Origin of the sequence: Streptomyces herbicida (genome assembly GCF_032656585.1) — a bacterium.
Classification (GTDB): domain Bacteria; phylum Actinomycetota; class Actinomycetes; order Streptomycetales; family Streptomycetaceae; genus Streptomyces; species Streptomyces herbicida.
Genome location: NZ_JAUYWJ010000010.1, coordinates 321,773 through 343,577, shown reverse-complemented (window position 1 = coordinate 343,577; position 21,805 = coordinate 321,773). Strand labels below are relative to the sequence as shown.

The following is a 21,805-nucleotide window of genomic DNA, read 5'->3' as shown; positions in this document are numbered from 1 at the left end:
CGTGAACGATCGACCTGCCGAACGAGGCCCCCAACTCCCTACTGGAGACTGGACCTGTGGTCATGAGCGGGGTCGGCCGAGCAGACGAAGACATCGACGTGGCCGCCTCTGCCGACGCTCACCCGGGTGGGAACGTTCAGGCCGTACGTGCCCAGCACCAGGAGGTCTTCGAGCGGGGTCCAACTGCTGCGGACGCCTCCCCACTCGGCGGAGGCGAGGCGCAGTTGAAGGTCTTTGGGCAACAGTTCGGCCCACTCGTGCTCCGTCACCTGTTCCGGGTGGAGCGTGCAGGGTTCCGGTACGTACCCCTCGTGGCCGACCACCGCGGGGAGCGGCGGCCCGGCCAAGAGGTCGCCGATCTCGGCCGCACCGCGCCAGACCAGGTGCACATCCGGTGCGGGCGGTGAGCCGTGTGCGTCGAACGGGAACCACAGCACCTGAAGAAGATCGCGCCCCTCGGGCACCACGAGCCCCGGAACATCCCTTGCGAACAGCTGCGCCAGCGGCACGAGGGGAATGGGATCGGTGTCACCGAGCCCGGACACGCGGTGCTCGTGGCCGAGTGACGCCAGGACTTCCCGTTCCTCGTCCGTGGGACCCGCGTCGGCCCGAAGCGAGGCCTGCGAGCACACGGCGCTTCTCGTGAACCTCCTCGATCCGCCGGCCTCTGTTCCGCGGATGCGGCTTCCGGCAGACCGGCCACGACTCGTCCGCGGGCCACAGGAGGGGGCCGCCCACGGAACTCTCACCGGGCTCGGGCGCTCCGGGGCACGGGTGCAACCGGGTGCAGACGGTCCGGTGGCGGCCCGGCTCGGGGAACTCCCACTCGATGTCCAGGGGGCGGGGCGGTGTGCTGCGGGTCATGGTCATCCTCGCTGTCGCAACGACCGCCGGCCGCCCAGGATATTCGGGCGCGATGACCTCGAGCGCCACCGAAGGCGCCACCCCGGGGTCACTGTGACGGGCGTACTCCAGCGCGGCAAGGGGCGCCATCGGCGCAGTTCGGCGTTTGCGTGTTCGACGGCGATCCGCTGGGAGGACTGGCCGCTCTGATGGTCCTGATCACGTCCTGCTCGCGCTTGCCGGAGACGAAGGCGGCCCGTCCGGGGCGCGCAGGTGGCCCCGGGTGGCAAGACCGCCCAGGTCATTCTTTGTGTGAAAACGCGGTCAGGCCGGCTGCCACAGCTCGATCCGGTTGCCCTCGGGATCGGTGACCCAGCCGAATCGACCGATACCCTCCATGTCCTGCGTCTCTTCAGCCACGTCAGCGCCCTTGGCGCGCAATTGCGCGAGCATCGCATCCAGGTCACGGACCCTGAAGTTGAGCATGGTCTGCTGGGCGCGGGAGCCGAAGTAGTCGGTCTCGGACTCGAACGGCGCGAACACCGTCGGCCCGGCTTCCTGACGCCACAGGCCGTGCTCATCGGCGTCCAGGCCCAGGCAATCGCGATACCAGGCACTCAGGGCCTGCGGGTCGGCGGCCCGCATGAAGTAACCACCGATTCCAAGCACACGTTCCATGCCCCTATCTTGCCAGGAGGGCAATCAGGCGGGCTCTACGGCACCGGCTTGACGGTCTTCATCGTGAAGTGCGACGTGACGTTCTTGATGCGCGGGGTGGTCATGACCCGTTGGCTGCTGTTCGCCGGCCTGCTCCTGGGCCGCCACGCCCTGATGTCCCGGAAGGCCGCCCATGCCTAGCACCCCGTACCTGACAGCCGTCCTGGCGATCGTCTTCACGATCACGCTCGCCCTGCGTGCCCTGCCCTTCGCGGTCCTCGGCAGGCTGCGCGACGCGACGCTGGTCCGGCAACTGTCGGTGTGGATGCCGGTCGGCATCCTCATGATCCTCGCCGTGACGGCCCTGCGCGGCACGATGGCCAAGGGCCCGCACGGCGCCTGGTACGCCCCGCTCGCGGTCGCCGTCACCATCGGCGTGCACCTGGCCTTCGGACGCCGCACGATCCTCAGCGTGGGCATGGGCACCGCCGTCTACGTCGTTATGGTCCACGCCCTGTGATCGCCCCGACCATCCGTTGAAGCCCGGCAGCTACTACGAGCGGATGGAACGACCACCGCTACAACCCCAGCCCGCACGCCGGCGGCGCCCGGGCCTCGGACGAACAGCACTTCAGCCCGCTCGGCGGCCTCGTCGTGCACGCGATCTGCCGCGCAGGTGCCGGGAAGGGACCCGGCCGCACACGAGGCGGCGCTCTCCACGGTGCGGCTGGAGCGGGCAGGGGGTCCATGTGTACGGCGAGGTCTGAACGGGCCCTGCTGCGACGGCGGTCCGAATGGTGGAGTGACGCTCCGGCGGCCTGCGTGACCCTCTAGGCTGGCCCGTGCAGCTGGTTCGCCCCGTCCGCCAGGCGGGAAGCGTCGTAAGAGGGAACCCGGTGGGAATCCGGGACTGCCCCGCAGCGGTGAGCGGGAACGACCGCCGTCATACGCACTGGGCCCAGGAGGGCTTGGGAAGCGACGGCCAGTAGGTGTCCTCCTCGGTGAGGACGTGCCCGCGAGTCCGAAGACCTGCCACTGCCCGCGTGCGAAGCACTCGTACGCGGACATCCCGGTGACCTCGAGGGCGGGTCGCGTACAGACCGAGCGGACGGCCGTGGGCCGCTGCCGTCCGGTCCGTCATCCCTTCGCGCTCTCCTCCCGTCACCGGGATCTCAGGGATTCATCTCGCGAAGGAGATCTCCGTGACCACCAAGCCCGCAGCCGCGGCAGCACGGGCCACCGTGTACGGCTACCCCCGCCAGGGGCTGGGCCGAGAACTCAAGAAGGCGATCGAGGGCTACTGGAAGGGCCGGGTCAGCGCCGACGCCCTCCGCGCCACCGCCGTCGAACTGCGCCGGACCAACTGGCGGCAGCTCGCAGAGGCCGGCATCGACGAAGTGCCGACCGGCGACTTCTCGTACTACGACCACGTCCTGGACACCACCGTCATGGTCGGCGCGATCCCCGCGCGCCACCGCGACGCCGTCACCGCGGACCCGCTCGACGGGTACTTCGCCATGGCACGCGGCACCCAGGACGTGGCGCCCCTGGAGATGACCAAGTGGTTCGACACCAACTACCACTATCTCGTCCCGGAGTTGGGCCCGGACACGGTGTTCGCGGCCGACTCCGCCAAGCAGGTCACCGAACTCCGGGAGGCCCTGGCCCTAGGCTTGACGGCCCGGCCCGTGCTGGTCGGTCCCGTCACCTATCTGCTCCTCGCCAAGCCCGCCCCCGGCGTGGCCGCCGGCTTCGACCCGCTCACGCTCCTCGATCGTCTGCTCCCGGTGTACGCCGAGGTCCTCGCCGACCTGCGCGCGGCCGGCGCCGAGTGGGTACAGCTCGACGAACCCGGCCTGGTCCAGGACCGGACCCCGGGAGAGCTGAACGCCGCGGCCCGTGCCTACCGCGACCTCGGCGCCCTCGTCGACCGCCCCAGGCTGCTGGTCGCCTCCTACTTCGACCGTCTGGGCGAGGCCCTGCCCATCCTCGCCAAGGCGCCGGTCGACGGACTGGCGCTGGACTTCACCGCGGCCGCCGCCGCCAACCTGGACGCGCTCGCGGCCGTCGGCGGGCTGCCCGGCAGGCGCCTGGTCGCCGGGGTCGTCAACGGCCGCAACGTCTGGGTGAACGACCTGGAGAAGTCTCTCGCCACACTTGGCACTCTGCTCGGCCTGGCGGGCCGGGTGGACGTGGCCGCGTCCTGCTCCCTGCTGCACGTCCCCCTCGACGCGGCCGCCGAGCGGGACATCGAACCCCAACTCCTGCGCTGGCTCGCCTTCGCCCGACAGAAGACGGCCGAGATCGTCACCCTGGCCAGGGGCCTGGCCCGCGGCACCGATGCCATCGCCGCCGAACTCGCCGTGAACCGGGCCGATCTGGTCTCCCGAGCGTCTTCGCTCATCACGCGCGATCCGGTCGTCCGCGGCCGTGCTGACGCGGTCGGCGACGCCGACGCCCGCCGCGTCCCGCCGTACGCCGAGCGGGCCGCGGCCCAGCGCGCCCACCTCGGCCTGCCGCTGCTGCCGACCACCACCATCGGCTCCTTCCCACAGACCGGCGAGCTGCGCACCGCCCGCGCCGACCTGCGCGCGGGCCGGATCGGTGCAGCCGGGTACGAGGAGCGGATCAGGGCGGAGATCCGGGAGGTGATCGCCTTCCAGGAGAAGGCCGGCCTGGACGTCCTCGTGCACGGCGAGCCCGAACGCAACGACATGGTCCAGTACTTCGCCGAGCGGCTCACCGGCTACCTGGCCACCCGGCACGGCTGGGTCCAGTCCTACGGAACCCGGTACGTCCGGCCGCCGATCCTGGCCGGCGACATCTCCCGCCCCGAGCCGATGACGGTGCGCTGGACGACGTACGCCCAGTCGCTCACGGACCGTCCGGTCAAGGGCATGCTGACCGGCCCGGTCACCATGCTCGCCTGGTCCTTCGTGCGCGACGACCAGCCGCTCGCCGACACCGCCCGCCAGGTCGCCCTCGCCCTGCGCGACGAGGTCAACGACCTGGAGGCGGCCGGGACTTCAATCGTCCAGGTCGACGAACCCGCCCTGCGCGAGACGCTGCCGCTGCGCGCCGCCGACCGGTCGGCCTATCTGACGTGGGCGACGGAGGCGTTCCGGCTCACCACCAGTGGCGTCCGGCCGGACACACAGATCCACACCCATATGTGCTACGCCGAGTTCGGCGACATCGTCCGGGCCATCGACGACCTCGACGCCGACGTCATCAGCCTGGAGGCGGCCCGCTCCCGTATGCAGGTCGCCCGCGAACTCGCCGCCCACCGCTACCCGCGCGAGGCCGGACCCGGCGTGTACGACATCCACTCCCCGCGCGTGCCCACCGCTCAGGAGGCGGCCGAACTGCTGCGCACCGGCCTGAAGGCCATCCCCGCCGAACGCCTGTGGGTCAACCCCGACTGCGGCCTGAAGACCCGCGGCTGGCCGGAGACCCGCGCCTCACTGGAGAACCTGGTCGCGGCCGCCCGCGCGGTCCGCGACGAGCTGTCGTGACAGTCGTCTGACAGGCGTGTCCGCTCCGGCCCGCTCGAGCCGGAGCGGACACGCGTCCCCGGGACGGGCTGTCAGGCGGACGGTTCCCGGTGGCGACGCAGCAGGGCCGCTAGCGCGCAGCGCAGGCACGTGGGATCCGCTTCCGCCGCCGTTTCCTCGACGGCGGGGCCCGGCGCGGGACACGTGCAACCGTCCACCGAACCGTGCTCGGCGGCCGCGATCAATGTCTCCAGTTCCCGCAGCAGTTGCTCCGTGCGCTTCGCCTGCTGGGCGAGAACTCGGACACGGGCGCTCTGACCGCCGATCTGCCGTCGGCTGGCGATCAGTTGCTCGTACTCCTCCAGGGTCAGGGCCACCGCCTCACGTCCGCCCAGGGTGATGTGGCGCGGCTGGGGATGTCTGGCCAAGGGGCTTCTCCGCTCGTCGCCTCCGCCGGTCGGTGTCCCGAGAACGCGAGAGGGCCCCCCGATGGTTCCGAAGGGCCCTCTTGTGTCCTGAAGGGATCAGCGCGCGGCTGGAACTGCCCGCGCGGACGAGGCTGTCGCGGGCTTGGGATTGAGCATCCGCTCGGCCAACTCGCCGAAGACGAGGCCGAATCCGCCCCACAGCACCGTCTGGATGGCCAGCGCGGAGAGCCGGAACCGCCACAGCAGGGTGGCCGGGAAGTCCTTGGGCACCTCGTTGACGACGGGCAGGAACGCGTACGCGAGCCCGATGGCGACGGCGAAGGCCGCCACCGCGACGACGGTCGCGTACCAGGTGCCCAGCCGGGGCGCGAGCCGCTTGCCCAGGATGGTGACGGCGATCGCGAGGAGCACGCTGAGCGCCATCATCAGGAAGTACAGCGTCGTCCGCTTGCCGATGGTGTCGGGATCACCCACGGAGGGCGGGTTGGCCGGGTACTTGAGGAAGGGCACGACGTACACGGCCAGCAGTGCGCACCCGGACAGCAGTAGCGCGGTCGCCCGGGGGCCGAACCGGCCGACGCGGCCGAGCGCGAAGGAAAACGCGAGTGCCGCGATGCCGCCGAAGGCGACCCCGTAGACCAGGACGCCGGTGGCGAGTCCGGCGGTCGACTGCAGGGAGCGGGAGACGACCTCCATCTCGTGCTCGTGGGAGTGCGCCTCCTCGAAGCTGATCGCGTTGTCGACACTCGGCTCACCGAGGAAGTAGGCGACGACGAGGGCGAGCACGCCGGCGGCCAGGCCGGCGAGCATGCCCCGCACGAGGAGGTTTCTCACTGTTGCGGAGTTCATGGGTGTGCGGCGCCCCTCGTCAGTGGCAGGGGAAGCCGAGCAGGTGGCGGGCGTCGTGCACCCACTCGTGGACGTCCGTGCCGTTGAACACGGAGGTGGCGCCCTGCTCGGCGCCGACGAAGTACAGCAGGACCAGCATCAGGATGCCGAAGAAGACCGCCCAGGGTGCTATCGCCTTCAGCGGCAGCGTGGCGGGAACGACGGGGGTGGTGGCTGTCGGCTGGGCGACGGTCTGCGCCATGGCAGGGCCTCCTCTGGGAGTTCGCGTCCCATCTCGGTGGTGCACTGGACGACGGCCACGGGTCTGACTCACGAAACGCCCCAGGGCCTCTCGCATACAGTGGCGCGACCGTGCCGGACTCCCACCGGCTTCCGTCTCGCCGTCGTCGATATCGAACCGACGGTACCGCGAGTCGGGGACATGGCCAAGACCGCATCCACCAGGCGTGATCTTCCTCTCCCGCCGGGCGGCCCGGCGGAGCACGGCGCGGGTCAACTCCCCGTCAGGCGTGACAGGTGGCGGATCGGGGTCGCGGGGACCGTGGCCGGGACGCGCTCCAGGACGCCGCCCGCGAAGACGTCGTACAGGGGCAGCGTCTCCAGGTGCACGTACCCGATGTGGCAGTCGCAGACGGCGAGTGGGCAGGGGCGGGGGCGCAGGGCGGTGCGGTACGAGCCGTCGTAGAGGTTGCCGAGCGGGGTAGGCACGAAGTGGCAGCGGCGGACGGTGCCTTCGCCGTCGACGGAGATCACGGAGTCGCCGGTGCGGCAGGGCAGCCCCGCGCTGGTGTGCGGGTGCCGGCTGTAGGGGAAGAGCGGGTCCAGGACCGTCCACCGGTCGGCCTCAGCGTCGGTGTACGGGTGTCCCTCGGCGGCGTTGACCCACAGGTAGACGTGCTCGGGCAGGTCGGCGCGCAGGTGCCGGGCCGCGTCGAGATGGTCGGGCAGGCCGACGATGCCGACGCTGAAGCGGATGCCGCGCTCGGTCAGATCGCGGCACTTGGTGAGGAAGCGGTCGTAGGGGGTCTGCCCCGGGTGGTAGGTGCACCACAGGGCCAGCGTGTCGCGGTCGGCCTCGGCGAGCCAGTCGGTACGGCAGCTGAGGTTGGTCTGGATCGCCACGCGCCGGATGTGCGGCAGATGGGACAGGTCCGCGAGGGTGCGCCGGTACCAGGAGCGGACCAGGCCCTCTCCCCAGGGGGTGAACAGGATGGACAGGCGGTCGCCGGTCTGCTGCCGGGCCCAGGCGGCGAAGCCCTCGAGGGACGCGCGGTCCGCGCGCAGTTGGGCGCCGGTGTCGCGTCGCTTGGCGAAGGGGCAGTAGGGGCAGTCGTAGTCGCAGGAGGCGAGGGGGCCCCGGTAGAGGAGGGTGAGGTCCATGGCGGGCCGGTCACTTCCTCTCGTAGGCGGCCATGGCGGCCCGGACCGCCGGGGAGAAGAGGTCGGGGCCGATCGCGTCGGAGTGGGCGATTCCCTCGGGGGTGAGCCTGAGGGTGGTGCGGTCGTCGGTCAGCCAGCCGCGCTCGGCGAAGCCGGCGAGCTCGGGGCCGAAGTGGTCGGCGGGGGTCGCTCCGAATCGGGCGCGGTAGTCGTCGAGGCGCAGGCCCTCGGCCTGGAGGAGGGACTGCAGGAGGTGCCGGCGACGTGCCTCGTCGGTGTCGATGAGGCGGCCGTACTCGGCGTGGGCGAAGTCGGTGGCCGGGCGGGAGACGTAGTCGTCGATGATCGCGCGGATCTCGTGCATGTCCACGGCGTAGTCGAAGGAGTAGTGCAGACCGGCCGTGTAGGAGCGGGCACCGCAGCCGAGGCCGATCATCCCGTCGGTCTGGCAGGCGTAGTCGTCGGCCCCCTGGGGCGGGGCGTCGGTGCGGCGGAACATGCGCATGGACTGCTGGGTGTAGCCGTGCGCGAGGAGGTGGTCGCGGCCGACGCGGTACAGGCGCAGCCGCTGTTCGTCCCAGGCGGGGTCGGGGCCGGTATCGCGTCGGCCCAGGCCGGTCAGGGGGCGGACGTAGAGGGGGTAGAGGTAGAGCTCCTCGGGACGCCAGGCGAGGGCCGCGTCGAGGGAGTCCAGCCAGCTCCGTTCCGTCTGGCCGTCGATGCCGTAGATGAGGTCGATGTTGAGGACGGGGATGCCGGCGTCGCGGACGCGGGCGAGGGCCGACTCCACGTCGGCGCGGCGCTGCGGGCGTACGGCGGCGCGGGCCTCGGAGTCGACGAAGCTCTGCACGCCCAGGCTCAGCCGGGTGGTGCCGCGGTCGGCGAGGACCGTGAGCCGGTCGGCGGTGGCGGTGGCCGGGGAGGCCTCGACCGACAGCGGGACGGCGCGCAGATCGGCGCCCATGCGGTGTTCGGCGATGTCGCACAGACGCTCGAGCTCGGGGGCGGTGAGGAAGGTCGGGGTGCCGCCGCCGAAGGCCGCCGTGGCGAACCGGACCTCGTCCGTGTCCCCGAGCGCTTCCCGTACGGCCCCCGCCTGGCGCTCCAGCGCGTCCAGGTAGGCGCCGGTCAGGCCGGCGGGGGCGCCGATGCGGGTGAACAGGTTGCAGAAACCGCAGCGGACTTCGCAGAAGGGGATGTGGAGGTAGAGGGAGAGGGTGCTTTTGGGTTCGGCCGCCCAGAGAGTGTTCAGCAGGGGGCGGTCGTGGAGCCGGCGGTAGGCGGTCTTGTGGGGGTAGGCGTAGACGTAGCTCTGGTAGGGGCTGGTCAACGTCGTCCGCTCGGCGGTGGTCATCGGGCGGCCTCCGTCGGGCGGGACGCGGTTTCCAGGAAGAAGTGGGCGTAGGGCACGGTCCAGACGGACTCGTGGCCGAGTCGGTGGCCGGTGTATCCGTCGTCGCCGTAGGCGGTGCCGTGGTCGGAACAGACGACGGCGAAGCAGCGGCGTCTGCTGCTCGCGGCGGCGAAGAGCCGTCCGATGTGCCGGTCCACGTACTCCAGGGCGGCGGCGTGCGTGGCGCGGGTGTCGCCGGCCTCACGGGTCGCGCCGGGCAGGTGGAACCAGTTCGGCTGGTGCAGGGCGGACACGTTGACGAAGAGGAACAGCCGTTGTTCCGCGGGGAGTTCGCGTACGACGCGTTCGGCGCAGGCCACCTGGTTCTCGAAGGAGGCGGGGTCGGTGACGCCGAACTCCGGTGTCCAGTGGGACTCGTGGAACAGGCCCGGCAGCACCGAGCCCAGCGGGCCCAGCTTGTTGAAGAAGCCCACCCCTCCGATGCACACGGTGTGATAGCCCACCTTGGCCAGGCCGGAGACGAGATCCGGGGTGTCGTAGACGAAGGTGCCCTTGGCGGTGGTCTCGCTGCCCGCGAAGCTTGCGGCGAACAGGCGCGGATGCGGGCCGGGGGCGGCCGGGGTGGGCAGGAAGCCCGCGAAGATCGCCTGGTGGGAGGCGTAGGTGAAGCTGCCCGGGGCGTGGCGCTTCTCCCAGCGGCCGCCGGGGAGGTGGCGGGCCAGGTTCGGTAGGCGGCCCGCCGCGGCGAGTTCGCTGGCGACGTCGTGGCGGAGGGTGTCGAGGGTGACGAGGAGGATGTCGTGGCTGCCGATGATCTCGTTCATGTCCGGCGCATGCGGCTCGTGCGGCCCATCCGGCGCAAGTGGAACATGCGGCTCGTGGGGCTCACCCGGCGCTGGAGGCGCGGTGGGGGCGCTCCCGGGCGGGAGCGGCTCAGGCGTCGGGGCGGGCGAGGGCATGCGGGTTTCCTTCTCTGTACTGGTGGTGCGAAGCGGCCGTCGGCCGGCCCGGGGCGAAGCGGCGCAGCGCGGCGGCCACCTGGGTGGCATAGGTGTCGAGACCCTCGGCGCCGCTGCCGGGCAGGCCGGTGAGGCGCGGCAGCAGGTCGCCGAACGCGTTCACCTCGCCGACCGCGGCTCGGCGCCAGCCCACGGCGGGCAGCAGATCGACGCCGACGCAGAGGGTGCGGGGGAAGCAGGCCGCGGCCCGCTCGCACACGCCGAGCAGATCGGTCCAGTGCGCACCCGCCGCTTCGACGGCCTGCCTGGCCGCGTCGAGATCGCCCCGGCGGCCCCCGAGGTGGAGATTGGTCAGGGGTGAGCGGCTCGTACGGACGACGGCGTGCGTGGCGCGACCGGCCACGACGACGACCCGCAAGTCGGCCGCGCGCCCCTCCTGGGAAGCCTTCGGCAGCCAGCGCTCCAGATGCAATCCGTCCGGGGCCAACGCGTCGACGACGGCCGCGATGTCCGCCTCGCCTTCGTAGCGGCGCACCTTGAGGGAGTTGTAGAGGCGGCCGTCCGCCGCGCGTTCCACGGACGTGGTCGCCCTGATCCGGCCGCCGCCGCCCGACTCCACGGCGAGCACGCCCGAAGCGGACGAGCCGTGCGCGGGTTTGATGAACAGCCGGGGCATGCGGTGTTCCCGCATCAGCGCCCGTACGTCGTCCCAGCCGCGCACCGGGGCGGCTTCCGGCCCCGAGGTGGGTGAGTCGGGCACCGGCACGCCGGCCGCGTCGAGCACGGCGTGGCAGCGCCGTTTGTCGAAGAACACGGGGAGGTCGTCCGGGTCGTCCAGTCGGACGCCCCCGCCCAGCCCGCGCAGCGCGGCCATGAACCCGGCGTACCAGCGGGCCGAACCCTCGACCCGGGTGGGGTCCTGGGCGCCGCGCAGCAGCCGGTCGACCTCGGCGTTCTCACCGGGCGAGTCGATCCGGACGATCTCCTCGGCCCCGAACTCGGCTCCGCCCGCGCGCAGCACGTCCGTCCAGGCGACGATGCGCGGGGCGGCGAGTCCGGCCGCGCGCACCGCGTCCCCGAAGAGGGTGACGCGTCGGTTCTCGGGATTACCCACGACCGCGAAGCGCGGTCCCGGGTCACTCGCCGACGGCGACATAGCGTGCCTCGGGGTGGTACGAGCTTCGGGGCGCCGGAGTGAGGACAAGATCGACTCCGTGCGGCTCCAGCGTCTCGCGCAGGCGCTCGGCCAGTTCGTCGCTCAGGAAGTTGTACCGCAGGTCGAAAGCGCGCAGATGGCTCAAGGGCCGGCCCGACAGGAGCGCGTCTGCGCCCTCGTCCCCGAGGGTGCCCATGCTGAGGTCGAGAGAGGTGAGACCCGCGACGACCGGTGCCTGGGCCACCGCGGCGGCCACGGCGTCCTGGATGTCGCTGTTCTTCACCCCCAGGTGGCGCAGTTCGGGGCAGTGGCCCAGCGCGGTGAGGAGCGCGGTGACGTCCTCGGCCTCGCAGTTGCCGCCGAAGTCGGGGCTGCCCAGCCACAGCTCCAGGTGACGCAGGGCCGGGAACGTGCAGGCGGCCAGGGCGCGAACGGCTTCCGCGGGCAGCACTCCGGACTCGATGCGCAGGGTGCGCAGCCGGTCGTGGCGCACGGGCTCGATCACCAGCCCCTCCGCCCCGCGCACCCCGATCTCCTCCAGTTCGGGCCAGGCGCGCAGGACGCGGGAGAGGTGATCCTGACGGATCCAGGAGATCTCCGTCTCCTCGGACTCGACGTCCGCGAGGAAAAGGGCGCGCAGCCGCGGGAACCGATGTGCCTCGGCCGTGAGCAGGTCGAGGGCGGGGTCGATGCCGTGTTCGTCCCACGACTGCCACCAGGCGCCGATGACGAGCGCGGTGACCTCCTCGGCGCGGACCTCGTCCTGGAACCGCTGCCACAGCGGTTCGAAGGCGTGCTGACGGTCGGCGCTCAGCTTCCACGCGACCGAGGCGGGTTCGGGACGGGGCCGGCCATGGCCGCCACCGTCCGCGTCGAAGAGGTGAACCGGCAGACCGTGGAAGTGCTTGAGGTAGGAGGGGTAGTAGCTCATGGGGCTCGGGCTCACTCGCCCACGGCCACGTACCGCCACACCGTGCCGTCGTCGTCCTGGTCCTCGTCGGCGTCGTCACGGTCGAGGTCCACCTCGACGCCCGCGGGCTCCAGGGTCTGACGTATCCGCTCCAGAAGCGGCTCGCTGAGGTAGTGGTGGTGCAGGTCGAGCCGCTTGAGGTGGGTGAGCGGCTGACCGGCGAGCAGGGCGGCGCCGCCCTCGTCCGACAGGACGCCCATGGACAGGTCCAGCACCTCCAGCCGGGCGACCACCGGTGCGGCGGCGACCGCGGCGGCGACGGCGTCCTGCATCTCGCTGTTGCGCAGCGCCAGATGGCGCAGGCGCGGCAGCCGGGCGCCGGACAGGATCGGCTCCAGATCGGCGGCCTCACTGTCACCGCCGTAGTCGGGGGTGCCCAGCCACAGGTCGAGGTGCTCCAGCGCGGGCAGGTCGCCGGCGCCCACGCCACGGACGACCTCGGCGGGCAGCCCGCCGCTCTCCATGGTGAGCCGGCGCAGCCCGGTGTGGCGCAGGGCGGGGAAGCGCAGACCGGATCCGCCGCGCACACCGAACTCCTCCAGGTCCGGGAAGCCGGCGAGGAGCGGGGTGACGTCGGTCTGGTTGATCCAGGAGATCTCGCACTCCTCCATGACCATGTCGCCCAGGAACAGCGCCCGCAGGGCGGGAAATCGGTCCCGCGCGGCCAGCAGCGCCTCGATCACGCCGGACGGGTCGGTGTCGTACGCCTCCTGCCAGGCACCGACTATCAGGGCCCGCACGCGAGTGGTGTCCACGGCGGCGCAGAAGCGGGCGAAGGCCTCCGTCCAGTCCTCGTCCGCGTCGTACACGTCACTGGTGATGCGCCAGGCGACGGACTCCGCCTCGGGCAGGTCAACCGTGCGGGCGTCGGGGCCGGGGAAGGTGTGGGCGGGCAGCCGGTACAGCGCGTCGAGGTGGTCACCGATGGTCATGCGACTGCTCCTGTGGAGAAGGTGGGTCGTCCGTTCCGTGCTGCCGCAGTTCTACCAAGAGGAACTGACAACGAGGAGCGGCGGGGGCCTTGGGACGGCCCGTTGTCAGTGGCGGCTTCTACTGTCTGGGGCATGAGGCCGGTGCGCGGTGCCCCGGCCGGAGGGAGGGACGCCGTGTACCGGCAGGGAGACGTGCTGATCGTGCCCGTGGCAAAGGAGACGGTGCCGTCGCACGTCGCCGCGGCACCGAGAGAGAGCCGCGACGGGCGGGGCCGGCTCGTGCTGGCGCTCGGCGAGGTCACCGGTCATGCGCACGCGGTCGTCGGGCCGGGTGAACTGGTGCGGGAGCCGGGGCCGTTCGGACCGATGCTGCTGCACCTGCCCCAGGGCGGGCGGGTGGTCCACGAGGAGCACGCGGCGATCGCCCTGCCCAAGGGGTGGTACCGGGTGATCCGCCAGCGGGAGTACGTGCCGGGGTCCGTGCGGATCGTGGCGGACTGAGCAAGGTGCGGCGGAAGGTGACGGAGCGGACGATGAGCAGCGTGGACAGTGCGGCCGGACTCGGCACGCGGGCCGGGGTGTTCGAGGAGACCGCGTCGTGGCGCGCATGTGCCGCGGCGACCGGTCCCGCCGAACGGGAGCGCGCCGAGCGGGGCGTCCGCCTGGCCTATCGACGGGCCGGGCTCATGGAGCCGGAGCACGTGGTGTGGGCCGGCTCGCCCCTCGAGGCACTCACCCTGATACGGGGTATGGAGGACACCGGTCCCAGCGTCCGGGAGGCGGTGCGCACGGCTCCCTGGGCGGTCGAACGCGGCCGAATCCACGCGGAGTTGGGGGCGGTGGGCTGGTCGGCGCACTGGGCGGCCACCGGCGGACTGCTGTGGGAGAACACGCAGGCGCTCGTGGAGCGCATCCGCCAAGGTGTGCTGGAGGAACTCATCGGCACAGCCCCGGCCGGCTCCGGCAGGGCTGCGGGTCCCGGCACTTCCGAGGAAGCCGGCACGCCGGACCGGGCGGCCCGCTCCCGTGAGGAGGCGGCGATCCGGCTTCTCCTGCTGGACGCCGTACTGGGCCAGCACGACGCGCCCTGGCTGGCCGCCTTCCCCACCGACCGGGCTCCGCTGGACGGGCTGGGCGAAGTGTGCCGGAGCGCCGGCTGGTGGTGGCCGTTCGCCAAGGTGGCGGTCGTATGCGAGCGTCCCGTCGCCCTGCACCGCGACGAAGCGGGCCGCCTGGACCATGGGGACGGCCCGGCCCTCGCCTATCCCGACGGTTTCGCCCTGTACGCCTGGCGCGGTATGCCGGTTCCGGCCGTCTTCCTCGCGGAGCTTCGTACCCTGACACCGGAGCGGATCCGCGCCGAGGCGAACGCCGAGCTGCGCCGGGTGATGCTGGAGTACTACGGCTACGACCGCTACCTCGAGGACTCCGGAGCACGCCCCGTGCACCAGGACGAGACGGGGACACTCTGGCGGATCGACCTGGACGGCGACGAGCCGGCCGTGATGGTGGAGGTCATCAACTCCACTCCGGAGCCGGACGGAACACGGCGCACCTACTGGCTGCGCGTCCCGCCGAGGACCCGGACGGCGCGGGAGGGTGTCGCCTGGACGTTCGGGGTGTCCGCGGAGGCGTATGCGCCGCTGCGGGAGACGTGAGGCGGGATGCCTCGCATGAGTGACTCGCTGCGTGCCCGTATCGAGCAGTACTACGCCACCGTGCCCCTGCTGTTCGCGGACGCCGAAGAGTTCGGCCCGCTACGGCTGTTCGTGAGAAAGGAGCCGGGGACTCCGTACTACGGCGGTCCGAACCACGCTCAACCCACCGCGGAGGGCTCCGGGAGCGTCACCGCGGCCGACATCGACCGGGTGCGCGCCCGGCAGCGCGAACTCGGTGTACCGGCCGACCGTCCTCATCGCCGCGAACGGATACCGCTACGGGGGCAAGGACCACGACAGACGGACCACGGTCGCCGAGCTGCTGGACGTTGTGCCGACGGTCCATCACCTGCTGCTCATCGGCCACCTGTTCCCCGGCACGTCTCTGGACGAGCCGGCACGTCCCGATGTCACCGTCCGCGTGTGGTCGGCGCTGCCGGGTTCGCCGACTTCGCGGCACGCCGGGCGGCGGATGCGGCGCAGCGACGAGCCGACGTGTGTGACGCGCCGCCCGGTCGTCGGCAGCGCCCTCAGCCGGTCGTCGGCGCAGCGCCCTCACCCAGTCGTCAGTACAGCACCTTCAGCGCACCGGGCAGCACCTTCACGGTGACGGGGAGAACCGCCTCCACCTCGCCGTCGGCGCCGTACGGCACCGGTCGGTCGGCCTCGATGCGGATCTCGCGGCCGCGCAGGATGCGGACCTCCGGTCGGGCGACGTGTGCGCCCGACTTGAGCTCGTTCATCATGGCGAAGAAGAGGTGGCGCGGGGCCTCGCTGATCATCACGACCTCCAGCAGGCCGTCGTCCACGCGGGCTCCCGGGGCGATCATCCGGCCGGAGCCGTAGTAGGCGGAGTTGGCGGCCACGACGGTGTAGCCACGCATGGCATGTTCCTCGCCGTCCACGGTGATCCGGTAGTCCGCCGCGCGCCACGTGGTCACGGCACGCAGTCCTCCCGCGTAGTAGGAGGCGGCGCCCTTGAGCAGTCGGGCGTGGTTGGCGTGGCGGTTGGCCAGCGCGTCGACGCCCGCGTACACGCTGCCGAGGACGACCGTCCCGTCGTGGACGGCCGAGTGCACCTCGATGGTGTCGACGGGGCGCGGCTCCCCGTCGAGCAGGATCCGGGCCAGGGCATCGGGGTCGGAGGGCAGCTCCAGCGCCCGGGCGAAGTCGTTGCCCCGTCCGGCCGGGACGATGCCGAACACGGTGTCGGTGCCGCTCAGCGCGCCGCCGATGCCGCCGGTGACGCCGTCACCGCCGACGGCGAGCACCACCCGGCCCCGCTCCCCCGCGCCGCGGGCGATGTCCTGGGCGTGGGTCAGGCTGCGGCTGTACTCCGTCTCCAGTTCCGCCCCGGCCTCGCGCAGCACGCGTGCCACCTGGATCAGCGCGGCCGCCGCGCTGGATCCGCCCGCGGTGGGGTTGACGACGGCGGTGAACTGTCGCATGGATGAGCCTCCGGGGCGGTGATACGGGAGCCGGTGTGCAGGGGCTGTACGGACGATGGGCTGGGGCGATCGGCGGGGCGGATCAGTCGGTGGGCAGGAGGACGCCCGGGTTGAGGAGCTGGTCGGGGTCCAGTCTGCGCTTGACGGCCTGCAGGGCTTCGATGCCCAGGGTGCCGACCTCCCGGACGTACCAGTCGCGGTGGTCGGTGCCCACGCCGTGGTGGTGGCTGATCGTGCCGCCGGCGGCGAGGATCGCCTCGTTGGCCGCCTCCTTGGCCGGGGCCCAGTGGGCGACCGGGTCGTCGCCCTGGGCGCTGACGACGGTGAAGTACAGCGAGGCGCCGTTCTCGTAGACGTGGGAGATGTGGCACATGACCAGGGGCGGTGTGCCGGCCTCGGTGAGGGCGGTGGTCAGTGCCGTGCGGACCGCGTTGTACAGCTCGGGAATCCGCGACCAGAAGGCGGCCGTCTCCAGCGTCTCGGCGAACGCGCCCGCGTCCAGCAGCGCGTCCCGCAGGTAGGGCGCCGAGTATCGGCCGTGGGCCCAGCGCTCTCCCGGCTCCGTTCCCACGTACGTGCCGCCGCACTCGCGCAGCACGGCGGCGGCCGACTCCCCGCGGTGGGCGGTGTCCTCCTCGGTGCCCTCGAACCCGACGATCGCGAGGCATCCGGCGCTCTGCCGCAGACCGTCCGCACCGATCGCGTCGGGCTGGGCGAGACCGATCAGCGTCTCCGTCTCGTCGGACAGACGCAGCACCGTGGGGCGCGGTCCGTCCTGGGCGAGCCGGCGCAGTGCGGCGCCGCCCTCCTCGAAGGAGGCGAAGCGCCAGCCCTCGTAGTGGCGGGCGCGCGGCTGCGGCCGTACGCGCAGGGTGACCGAGGTGATCACGCCGAACGCGCCCTCGGAGCCGAGGATCAGCTGGCGCAGGTCGGGGCCCGCGGCGGAGCGCGGAGCGCGGCCGACCTCGAGGCTGCCTTCGGGGGTGGCGAGGGTCAGACCGAGCACCATCTCGTCGAACCGCCCGTATCCCGCGGAGGCCTGACCGCTGGAGCGGGCCGCGGCGAAGCCGCCGATGGTGGCCCACTCGTAGGACTGCGGGAAGTGACCGAGCGTGAAGCCGTGCTCGGCCAGCAGGCGCTCGGCCTCGGGGGCGCGCAGGCCGGGCTGCAGGGTGGCGGTGCGGGACACCGGGTCGACCTCGACCAGCCGGTCCATGCGGCGCAGGTCGAGGGCGATGAAGGGGCCTCGCCGCTCGGGGGCCAGGCCGCCGACGACGGACGTGCCGCCGCCGAACGGCACGGCGCCGAGGCCGAACCGGGCGCACACCCGCAGGACGGCCAGGACCTCGTCGTGCTCGGCCGGGAGGACTACGGCCGCGGGGGTGTCGGTGAGGTCTCCGACGCGGATCCGCAGGAGGTCGGGCGTGGACTTGCCGCGCGTGTGCCGGATGCGCGTCTCCGCGTCCGTACGGATGCGGGCCTCGCCGCCGACGGCCACGGACAGTTCTTCGAGCACCGCGGAGTCGAGGGGGGTGCCGGGAACGGCGATCTCCTCCAGTCGCAGCGGGGGTGCGCTACGGGGTTTGACGCCCAGCAGATCGCGCAGCAGCCCGATCACCGTCTCGGGCAGCGGTGCCGCCTTGGCCGGGTCACCCCAGCCACTCCACAGCATGTCCATGGCGGTTTGTCCTCATCGGTCGTTTGCGCGCCGTGCCCGTTTGCCGGGCGCCGTCGCAAGGGCGTTACACTGTTACACATGACGCCTATTCGTCACAACCATCAGGACAGCGATCCGGTGCTCGACGCGGTGCGCGACTGCGTCCTGGCCGTCGGCGTACGCCGTACGACCCTGACCGACGTGGCCCGCCGCGCGGGCGTCTCGCGCATGACGCTGTACCGGCGCTGGCCGGACGTGCGCACGCTCGTCGGCGACCTGATGACGCGCGAGTGGGTCGACGTGGCCACCAGCGCCATGCCCGAGCCCAGCCCGGACCGCTCGGCGCGCGATCTGATCGTCGAGGGGCTCGTGGGCGGGGTACGGGCGTTCCGTATCCACCCGCTCTTCCGCAAGATCGTCGACGTCGACCCCGAGCTGCTCCTGCCCTACGTACTGGACCGCCGCGGCGCCAGCCAGGACGCCCTCCTGGAACTCCTGGCCACCGGCCTGCGCGACGGACACGCCGACGGATCGGTGCGTGCCTGCCACCCCGGGAGACAGGCACGGTCGCTGCTTCTGATCGTCCAGTCCTTCACCCTGTCGCTGCGGACCATGACCGACGAGGACGACCCGGACCTGACCACCGCCGCTTTCCTCACGGAGCTGCGGACCATCCTGGAGAGGACCCTCACCCCATGAGCCCCACCGGCAGCCCGGCCCACGTCACCACGCCCGTCCCCGGTTCGTCGCTGTCCGCCGCACGCCGCACCCGCGACCTGGCCCGGACCGTCGGCGGTCCGGCAGTGGACGTCCTGGTCGTCGGACTCGGCGCCACCGGTGCCGGAGCCGCCCTCGACGCCGCGGCCCGCGGACTGACGGTCGCCGCCGTCGACGCCCACGACCTGGCCTTCGGCACCTCGCGCTGGAGCTCGAAGCTGATCCATGGAGGCCTGCGCTACCTGGCCTCGGGACAGCTCGACGTGGCCCACGAGAGCGCCGTCGAGCGGGGCGTGCTGATGGCGCGGACCGCACCGCACCTGGTCTCCGCCCAGCCGTTCGTCCTCCCCCTGACCCCTCTGGTCTCACGCGGCCAGGCAACTCTGGCCTGGGCCGGGTTCCGGGCCGGCGACACACTGCGTCTGGCGGCCCGCACGGCCCGCGCCACCCTGCCCGGCCCGCGCCGGCTGTCCGCGGTGGAGACCCGCAACCTGGCCCCCGCCCTGCGCACCGACGGCCTGCGCGGAGGCCTGTTGTCCTGGGACGGCAGGCTCACCGACGACGCCCGCCTGGTGACCGCCCTCGCCCGCACCGCGGCCGCCAAGGGCGCCCGGATCCTCACCCGGGTCAGGGCACTGGAGCTGACCGGAACGGGGGCCCGCGTCCGCGACGAACTCACCGGCGAGGAGGGCGAGATCCGCGCCCGCGCCGTGATCAACGCATCCGGCGTGTGGGCGGGCGAACTGATCGACGGCATCCGGATCCGGCCCTCGCGGGGCACCCACCTGGTGCTGCGCGCCGAGCGCCTGGGCTCGATGCCGGCCGGGATGCACATACCGATCCCCGGCGAGACCAACCGCTTCGTCCTCGTCCTGCCGCAGGGCGACGGCCGGGTGTACGTCGGCCTCACCGACGAACCCGTCGACGGCCCCGTCCCCGACGTGCCGGAGGTCCCGGAGACCGACATCGGCTTCCTGCTCGACGTCCTCGGTTCCGTCCTGGACATGCCGGTCCACCGTGACGACGTCGTGGGCGCCTTCGCCGGACTACGGCCCCTGCTGGACACCACGCCGGCAGGCTCGGGCGAGGCGTCCCGAACCGCCGACATCTCCCGGCGGCACGCCGTCCTGACGTCGCCGGACGGCGTCGTCACCGTGGTCGGCGGCAAACTCACCACCTACCGGCGCATGGCCGAGGACGCCGTCGACGCAGCTGTCTCCGCCCGCCGCCTGCCCGCCGGCCCCTCCCCGACCGCCACGCTCCCACTCGTCGGCGCCGCCGCTCCGGCCCGGCTCGCCGCCCTGCCCGCACCCCGTCGCCTGGTCCGGCGTTACGGCACCGAGGCGGCGGCCGTCCAGGCCCTGGCCGCACAGACCCCGCACGCGCAGGACCCCGTCCTGTCCAACCACCCCGTCACCCGCGCCGAGTTGCTCTGGGCCGTACGGCACGAAGGCGCGCTCGACGCCGCCGACCTGCTCGATCGACGCACACGGATCGGCCTGGTCACCGAGGACCGCGCCGCGGCACTGGAGACCGCCGAGGAGATCCTCGGCGAAGCCCTGGCCGGGCAGGGCTGAGACCGGAGGCGAGCGGCAGGAAGCGCTCAACGAGTCACCTGGGTACCTGGGTTCATGAGTTCGACCGTATGGAAGTAGGGCCGATACCGGGCGGCCGCCGCCGCCGAGCGCGGCGGCCCCCACGCCACCCGGCTCCACGCCACCAGGCCCCCACGTCACCCGGCCCCCCGCGGCGCCACACCCGAGGCGTCACTCACCCCCCTTTGCATGTTCATGCGTTTCCATGCATACTCTTCCCATGTCCAAGGTCCTCACCTCCCTTCCCGTCGGCGAGCGCGTCGGCATCGCCTTCTCGGGCGGCCTCGACACCTCGGTCGCCGTCGCGTGGATGCGCGACAAGGGCGCCGTCCCGTGCACCTACACCGCCGACATCGGCCAGTACGACGAGCCCGACATCGCCTCGGTGCCCGGCCGCGCGAAGACCTACGGCGCCGAGATCGCACGCCTGGTCGACTGCCGCGCCGCGCTGGTCGAGGAGGGCCTGGCCGCGCTCACCTGCGGGGCGTTTCACATCCGCTCGGGCGGACGCGCCTACTTCAACACCACCCCGCTCGGCCGTGCCGTCACGGGCACGCTCCTGGTCCGGGCGATGCTCGAGGACGACGTACAGATCTGGGGCGACGGGTCGACCTTCAAGGGCAACGACATCGAGCGGTTCTACCGTTACGGTCTGCTCGCCAACCCGCATCTGCGGATCTACAAGCCCTGGCTGGACGCGGCCTTCGTGACCGAGCTCGGCGGCCGCAAGGAAATGTCGGAGTGGCTGCTCGCCCACGGCCTGCCCTACCGCGACAGCACGGAGAAGGCGTACTCCACCGACGCCAACATCTGGGGCGCCACGCACGAGGCCAAGACCCTGGAGCACCTGGACAACGGCGTGGAGACCGTGGAGCCGATCATGGGCGTACGGTTCTGGGACCCCTCGGTCGACATCCTCCCCGAGGACGTGACGATCGGCTTCGAACAGGGCCGCCCGGTGACGATCAACGGCAAGGAGTTCGGCTCCCCCGTCGACCTGGTGATGGAGGCGAACGCCATCGGCGGCCGCCACGGCCTGGGCATGTCGGACCAGATCGAGAACCGGATCATCGAGGCCAAGAGTCGCGGCATCTACGAGGCGCCCGGCATGGCCCTGCTGCACGCCGCGTACGAGCGACTGGTCAACGCGATCCACAACGAGGACACCCTCGCCCAGTACCACAGCGAGGGGCGGCGTCTCGGCCGGCTGATGTACGAGGGCCGCTGGCTGGACCCGCAGGCGCTCATGATCCGTGAGTCGCTGCAGCGCTGGGTCGGCGCGGCCGTCACCGGTGAGGTGACGCTGCGGCTGCGGCGCGGCGAGGACTACTCGATCCTCGACACCACGGGCCCGGCGTTCAGCTACCACCCGGACAAGCTGTCCATGGAGCGCACCGAGGACTCGGCGTTCGGCCCCGTGGACCGCATCGGCCAGCTCACCATGCGCAACCTCGACATCGCCGACTCGCGCGCCAAGCTGGAGCAGTACGCCGGGCTCGGACTGATCGGCACCGCCAATCCCGCCATCGGTGCGGCCCAGGCGGCCGCGACCGGGCTGATCGGCAGCATGCCGGAGGGCGGCGCCGAGGCCATCGCCTCCCGCGGCGAGGCCGACGACGACGAACTGCTGGACCGCGCCGCGATGGAGTCGGGCACGGACTGACCGGCCCCGCCGAGCAGCACGCCCGGCACGCAGGAGAGGCCGGCT

General features: G+C 72.2%; 21 protein-coding genes, 1 pseudogene and 2 riboswitches. Of the genes and pseudogenes, 9 read left to right on the top strand and 13 right to left on the bottom strand.

Annotated features, from left to right (window positions below):
- Positions 1–38: 38 nt before the first annotated feature.
- Positions 39–632 carry a hypothetical protein gene (locus tag Q8A52_RS22835; protein ID WP_316754576.1) on the bottom strand — a complete coding sequence of 198 codons (594 nt, stop codon included), beginning with the start codon at positions 630–632 and terminating at the stop codon, positions 39–41.
- A gap of 535 nt (positions 633–1,167) precedes the next feature.
- Positions 1,168–1,521 carry a VOC family protein gene (locus Q8A52_RS22830; protein WP_316754574.1) on the bottom strand — a complete coding sequence of 118 codons (354 nt, stop codon included), beginning with the start codon at positions 1,519–1,521 and terminating at the stop codon, positions 1,168–1,170.
- A gap of 48 nt (positions 1,522–1,569) precedes the next feature.
- Here Q8A52_RS22830 and Q8A52_RS22825 point away from each other — a divergent pair, with 48 nt between their 5' ends.
- From Q8A52_RS22825 to metE, 4 genes and pseudogenes are all read left to right on the top strand, one after another.
- Positions 1,570–1,701: a hypothetical protein gene (locus tag Q8A52_RS22825; protein WP_316754572.1), complete on the top strand. Its 132-nt coding sequence runs from the start codon at positions 1,570–1,572 to the stop codon at positions 1,699–1,701.
- Positions 1,694–2,020 (top strand): branched-chain amino acid transporter permease, encoded by a 327-nt coding sequence (locus Q8A52_RS22820; RefSeq protein WP_316754571.1) that lies wholly within the window; start codon positions 1,694–1,696, stop codon positions 2,018–2,020. The genes Q8A52_RS22825 and Q8A52_RS22820 overlap by 8 nt, the downstream gene beginning before the upstream one ends.
- A gap of 43 nt (positions 2,021–2,063) precedes the next feature.
- Positions 2,064–2,187: pseudogene (locus Q8A52_RS22815) on the top strand (thioesterase family protein); the annotation flags it as partial.
- 144 nt (positions 2,188–2,331) lie between these two features.
- Positions 2,332–2,551: riboswitch (cobalamin riboswitch) on the top strand.
- Positions 2,552–2,702: 151 nt separating this feature from the next.
- Positions 2,703–5,015, top strand: coding sequence for a 5-methyltetrahydropteroyltriglutamate--homocysteine S-methyltransferase (gene metE / locus Q8A52_RS22810; RefSeq protein ID WP_316754570.1), 2,313 nt, complete (start codon positions 2,703–2,705; stop codon positions 5,013–5,015).
- 71 nt (positions 5,016–5,086) lie between these two features.
- Here metE and Q8A52_RS22805 read toward each other — a convergent pair whose 3' ends face one another.
- The 9 genes from Q8A52_RS22805 to Q8A52_RS22765 all read right to left on the bottom strand — a co-directional run bounded on the left by Q8A52_RS22805 (position 5,087) and on the right by Q8A52_RS22765 (position 13,022).
- The gene (locus tag Q8A52_RS22805) at positions 5,087–5,422 is read right to left on the bottom strand and encodes a hypothetical protein (protein ID WP_316754569.1); all 336 of its coding nucleotides are present in this window, start codon (positions 5,420–5,422) and stop codon (positions 5,087–5,089) included.
- Between the two features lie 96 nt (positions 5,423–5,518).
- Positions 5,519–6,271, bottom strand: a complete 753-nt coding sequence (locus Q8A52_RS22800) for a CbtA family protein (RefSeq protein WP_316754568.1) — start codon at positions 6,269–6,271, stop codon at positions 5,519–5,521.
- A gap of 19 nt (positions 6,272–6,290) precedes the next feature.
- Positions 6,291–6,512, bottom strand: coding sequence for a CbtB domain-containing protein (locus Q8A52_RS22795; RefSeq protein WP_031170427.1), 222 nt, complete (start codon positions 6,510–6,512; stop codon positions 6,291–6,293).
- Positions 6,513–6,548: 36 nt separating this feature from the next.
- Positions 6,549–6,697: riboswitch (cobalamin riboswitch) on the bottom strand.
- Between the two features lie 66 nt (positions 6,698–6,763).
- Positions 6,764–7,651 carry an STM4011 family radical SAM protein gene (locus Q8A52_RS22790; RefSeq protein ID WP_316754563.1) on the bottom strand — a complete coding sequence of 296 codons (888 nt, stop codon included), beginning with the start codon at positions 7,649–7,651 and terminating at the stop codon, positions 6,764–6,766.
- Positions 7,652–7,661: 10 nt separating this feature from the next.
- Positions 7,662–9,005 carry an STM4012 family radical SAM protein gene (locus Q8A52_RS22785; protein WP_316754561.1) on the bottom strand — a complete coding sequence of 448 codons (1,344 nt, stop codon included), beginning with the start codon at positions 9,003–9,005 and terminating at the stop codon, positions 7,662–7,664.
- Positions 9,002–9,829, bottom strand: coding sequence for an STM4013/SEN3800 family hydrolase (locus tag Q8A52_RS22780; protein ID WP_316754559.1), 828 nt, complete (start codon positions 9,827–9,829; stop codon positions 9,002–9,004). Before Q8A52_RS22780 ends, Q8A52_RS22785 begins: the two co-directional genes overlap by 4 nt.
- A 109-nt stretch (positions 9,830–9,938) precedes the next feature.
- Entirely contained in the window at positions 9,939–11,120 is a 1,182-nt protein-coding gene (locus Q8A52_RS22775) for an STM4014 family protein (RefSeq protein WP_316754557.1), read from the bottom strand.
- Entirely contained in the window at positions 11,101–12,051 is a 951-nt protein-coding gene (locus Q8A52_RS22770; protein ID WP_316754555.1) for an STM4015 family protein, read from the bottom strand. Before Q8A52_RS22770 ends, Q8A52_RS22775 begins: the two co-directional genes overlap by 20 nt.
- A gap of 11 nt (positions 12,052–12,062) precedes the next feature.
- Entirely contained in the window at positions 12,063–13,022 is a 960-nt protein-coding gene (locus Q8A52_RS22765; RefSeq protein WP_316754554.1) for an STM4015 family protein, read from the bottom strand.
- Positions 13,023–13,196: 174 nt separating this feature from the next.
- Here Q8A52_RS22765 and Q8A52_RS22760 point away from each other — a divergent pair, with 174 nt between their 5' ends.
- Both Q8A52_RS22760 and Q8A52_RS22755 read left to right on the top strand, forming a co-directional pair.
- A complete protein-coding gene (locus Q8A52_RS22760) occupies positions 13,197–13,523 on the top strand; it encodes a hypothetical protein (RefSeq protein WP_316754552.1) in 327 nt (108 codons plus the stop codon).
- A gap of 32 nt (positions 13,524–13,555) precedes the next feature.
- Entirely contained in the window at positions 13,556–14,680 is a 1,125-nt protein-coding gene (locus tag Q8A52_RS22755) for a DUF6745 domain-containing protein (protein WP_316754550.1), read from the top strand.
- Positions 14,681–15,246: 566 nt separating this feature from the next.
- Here Q8A52_RS22755 and Q8A52_RS22750 read toward each other — a convergent pair.
- Both Q8A52_RS22750 and Q8A52_RS22745 read right to left on the bottom strand, forming a co-directional pair.
- Complete coding sequence (locus tag Q8A52_RS22750) at positions 15,247–16,128, bottom strand: YegS/Rv2252/BmrU family lipid kinase (protein WP_316754548.1); 882 nt, start codon at positions 16,126–16,128, stop codon at positions 15,247–15,249.
- A gap of 82 nt (positions 16,129–16,210) precedes the next feature.
- Positions 16,211–17,806 carry an FAD-binding oxidoreductase gene (locus tag Q8A52_RS22745; protein WP_316754546.1) on the bottom strand — a complete coding sequence of 532 codons (1,596 nt, stop codon included), beginning with the start codon at positions 17,804–17,806 and terminating at the stop codon, positions 16,211–16,213.
- Positions 17,807–17,884: 78 nt separating this feature from the next.
- Between Q8A52_RS22745 and Q8A52_RS22740 the strand changes: the two genes are divergently transcribed.
- From Q8A52_RS22740 to argG, 3 genes are all read left to right on the top strand, one after another.
- Positions 17,885–18,484 carry a TetR/AcrR family transcriptional regulator gene (locus Q8A52_RS22740; protein ID WP_316754544.1) on the top strand — a complete coding sequence of 200 codons (600 nt, stop codon included), beginning with the start codon at positions 17,885–17,887 and terminating at the stop codon, positions 18,482–18,484.
- Positions 18,481–20,079: a glycerol-3-phosphate dehydrogenase/oxidase gene (locus tag Q8A52_RS22735; protein ID WP_316754543.1), complete on the top strand. Its 1,599-nt coding sequence runs from the start codon at positions 18,481–18,483 to the stop codon at positions 20,077–20,079. The genes Q8A52_RS22740 and Q8A52_RS22735 overlap by 4 nt, the downstream gene beginning before the upstream one ends.
- 238 nt (positions 20,080–20,317) lie before the next feature.
- Positions 20,318–21,760 (top strand): argininosuccinate synthase, encoded by a 1,443-nt coding sequence (gene argG, locus Q8A52_RS22730; RefSeq protein WP_316754541.1) that lies wholly within the window; start codon positions 20,318–20,320, stop codon positions 21,758–21,760.
- Positions 21,761–21,805: the final 45 nt, after the last annotated feature.

Coding starts and splice junctions, on each gene's coding strand:
- Q8A52_RS22830 (WP_316754574.1), bottom strand. CDS start 1,521: ATGGAACGTGTGCTTGGAATCGGTGGTTACTTCATGCGGGCCGCCGAC.
- Q8A52_RS22820 (WP_316754571.1), top strand. CDS start 1,694: ATGCCTAGCACCCCGTACCTGACAGCCGTCCTGGCGATCGTCTTCACG.
- Q8A52_RS22800 (WP_316754568.1), bottom strand. CDS start 6,271: ATGAACTCCGCAACAGTGAGAAACCTCCTCGTGCGGGGCATGCTCGCC.
- Q8A52_RS22795 (WP_031170427.1), bottom strand. CDS start 6,512: ATGGCGCAGACCGTCGCCCAGCCGACAGCCACCACCCCCGTCGTTCCC.
- Q8A52_RS22790 (WP_316754563.1), bottom strand. CDS start 7,651: ATGGACCTCACCCTCCTCTACCGGGGCCCCCTCGCCTCCTGCGACTAC.
- Q8A52_RS22785 (WP_316754561.1), bottom strand. CDS start 9,005: ATGACCACCGCCGAGCGGACGACGTTGACCAGCCCCTACCAGAGCTAC.
- Q8A52_RS22780 (WP_316754559.1), bottom strand. CDS start 9,829: ATGAACGAGATCATCGGCAGCCACGACATCCTCCTCGTCACCCTCGAC.
- Q8A52_RS22775 (WP_316754557.1), bottom strand. CDS start 11,120: ATGTCGCCGTCGGCGAGTGACCCGGGACCGCGCTTCGCGGTCGTGGGT.
- Q8A52_RS22770 (WP_316754555.1), bottom strand. CDS start 12,051: ATGAGCTACTACCCCTCCTACCTCAAGCACTTCCACGGTCTGCCGGTT.
- Q8A52_RS22765 (WP_316754554.1), bottom strand. CDS start 13,022: ATGACCATCGGTGACCACCTCGACGCGCTGTACCGGCTGCCCGCCCAC.
- Q8A52_RS22755 (WP_316754550.1), top strand. CDS start 13,556: ATGAGCAGCGTGGACAGTGCGGCCGGACTCGGCACGCGGGCCGGGGTG.
- Q8A52_RS22750 (WP_316754548.1), bottom strand. CDS start 16,128: ATGCGACAGTTCACCGCCGTCGTCAACCCCACCGCGGGCGGATCCAGC.
- Q8A52_RS22745 (WP_316754546.1), bottom strand. CDS start 17,806: ATGGACATGCTGTGGAGTGGCTGGGGTGACCCGGCCAAGGCGGCACCG.
- Q8A52_RS22740 (WP_316754544.1), top strand. CDS start 17,885: ATGACGCCTATTCGTCACAACCATCAGGACAGCGATCCGGTGCTCGAC.
- Q8A52_RS22735 (WP_316754543.1), top strand. CDS start 18,481: ATGAGCCCCACCGGCAGCCCGGCCCACGTCACCACGCCCGTCCCCGGT.
- argG (WP_316754541.1), top strand. CDS start 20,318: ATGTCCAAGGTCCTCACCTCCCTTCCCGTCGGCGAGCGCGTCGGCATC.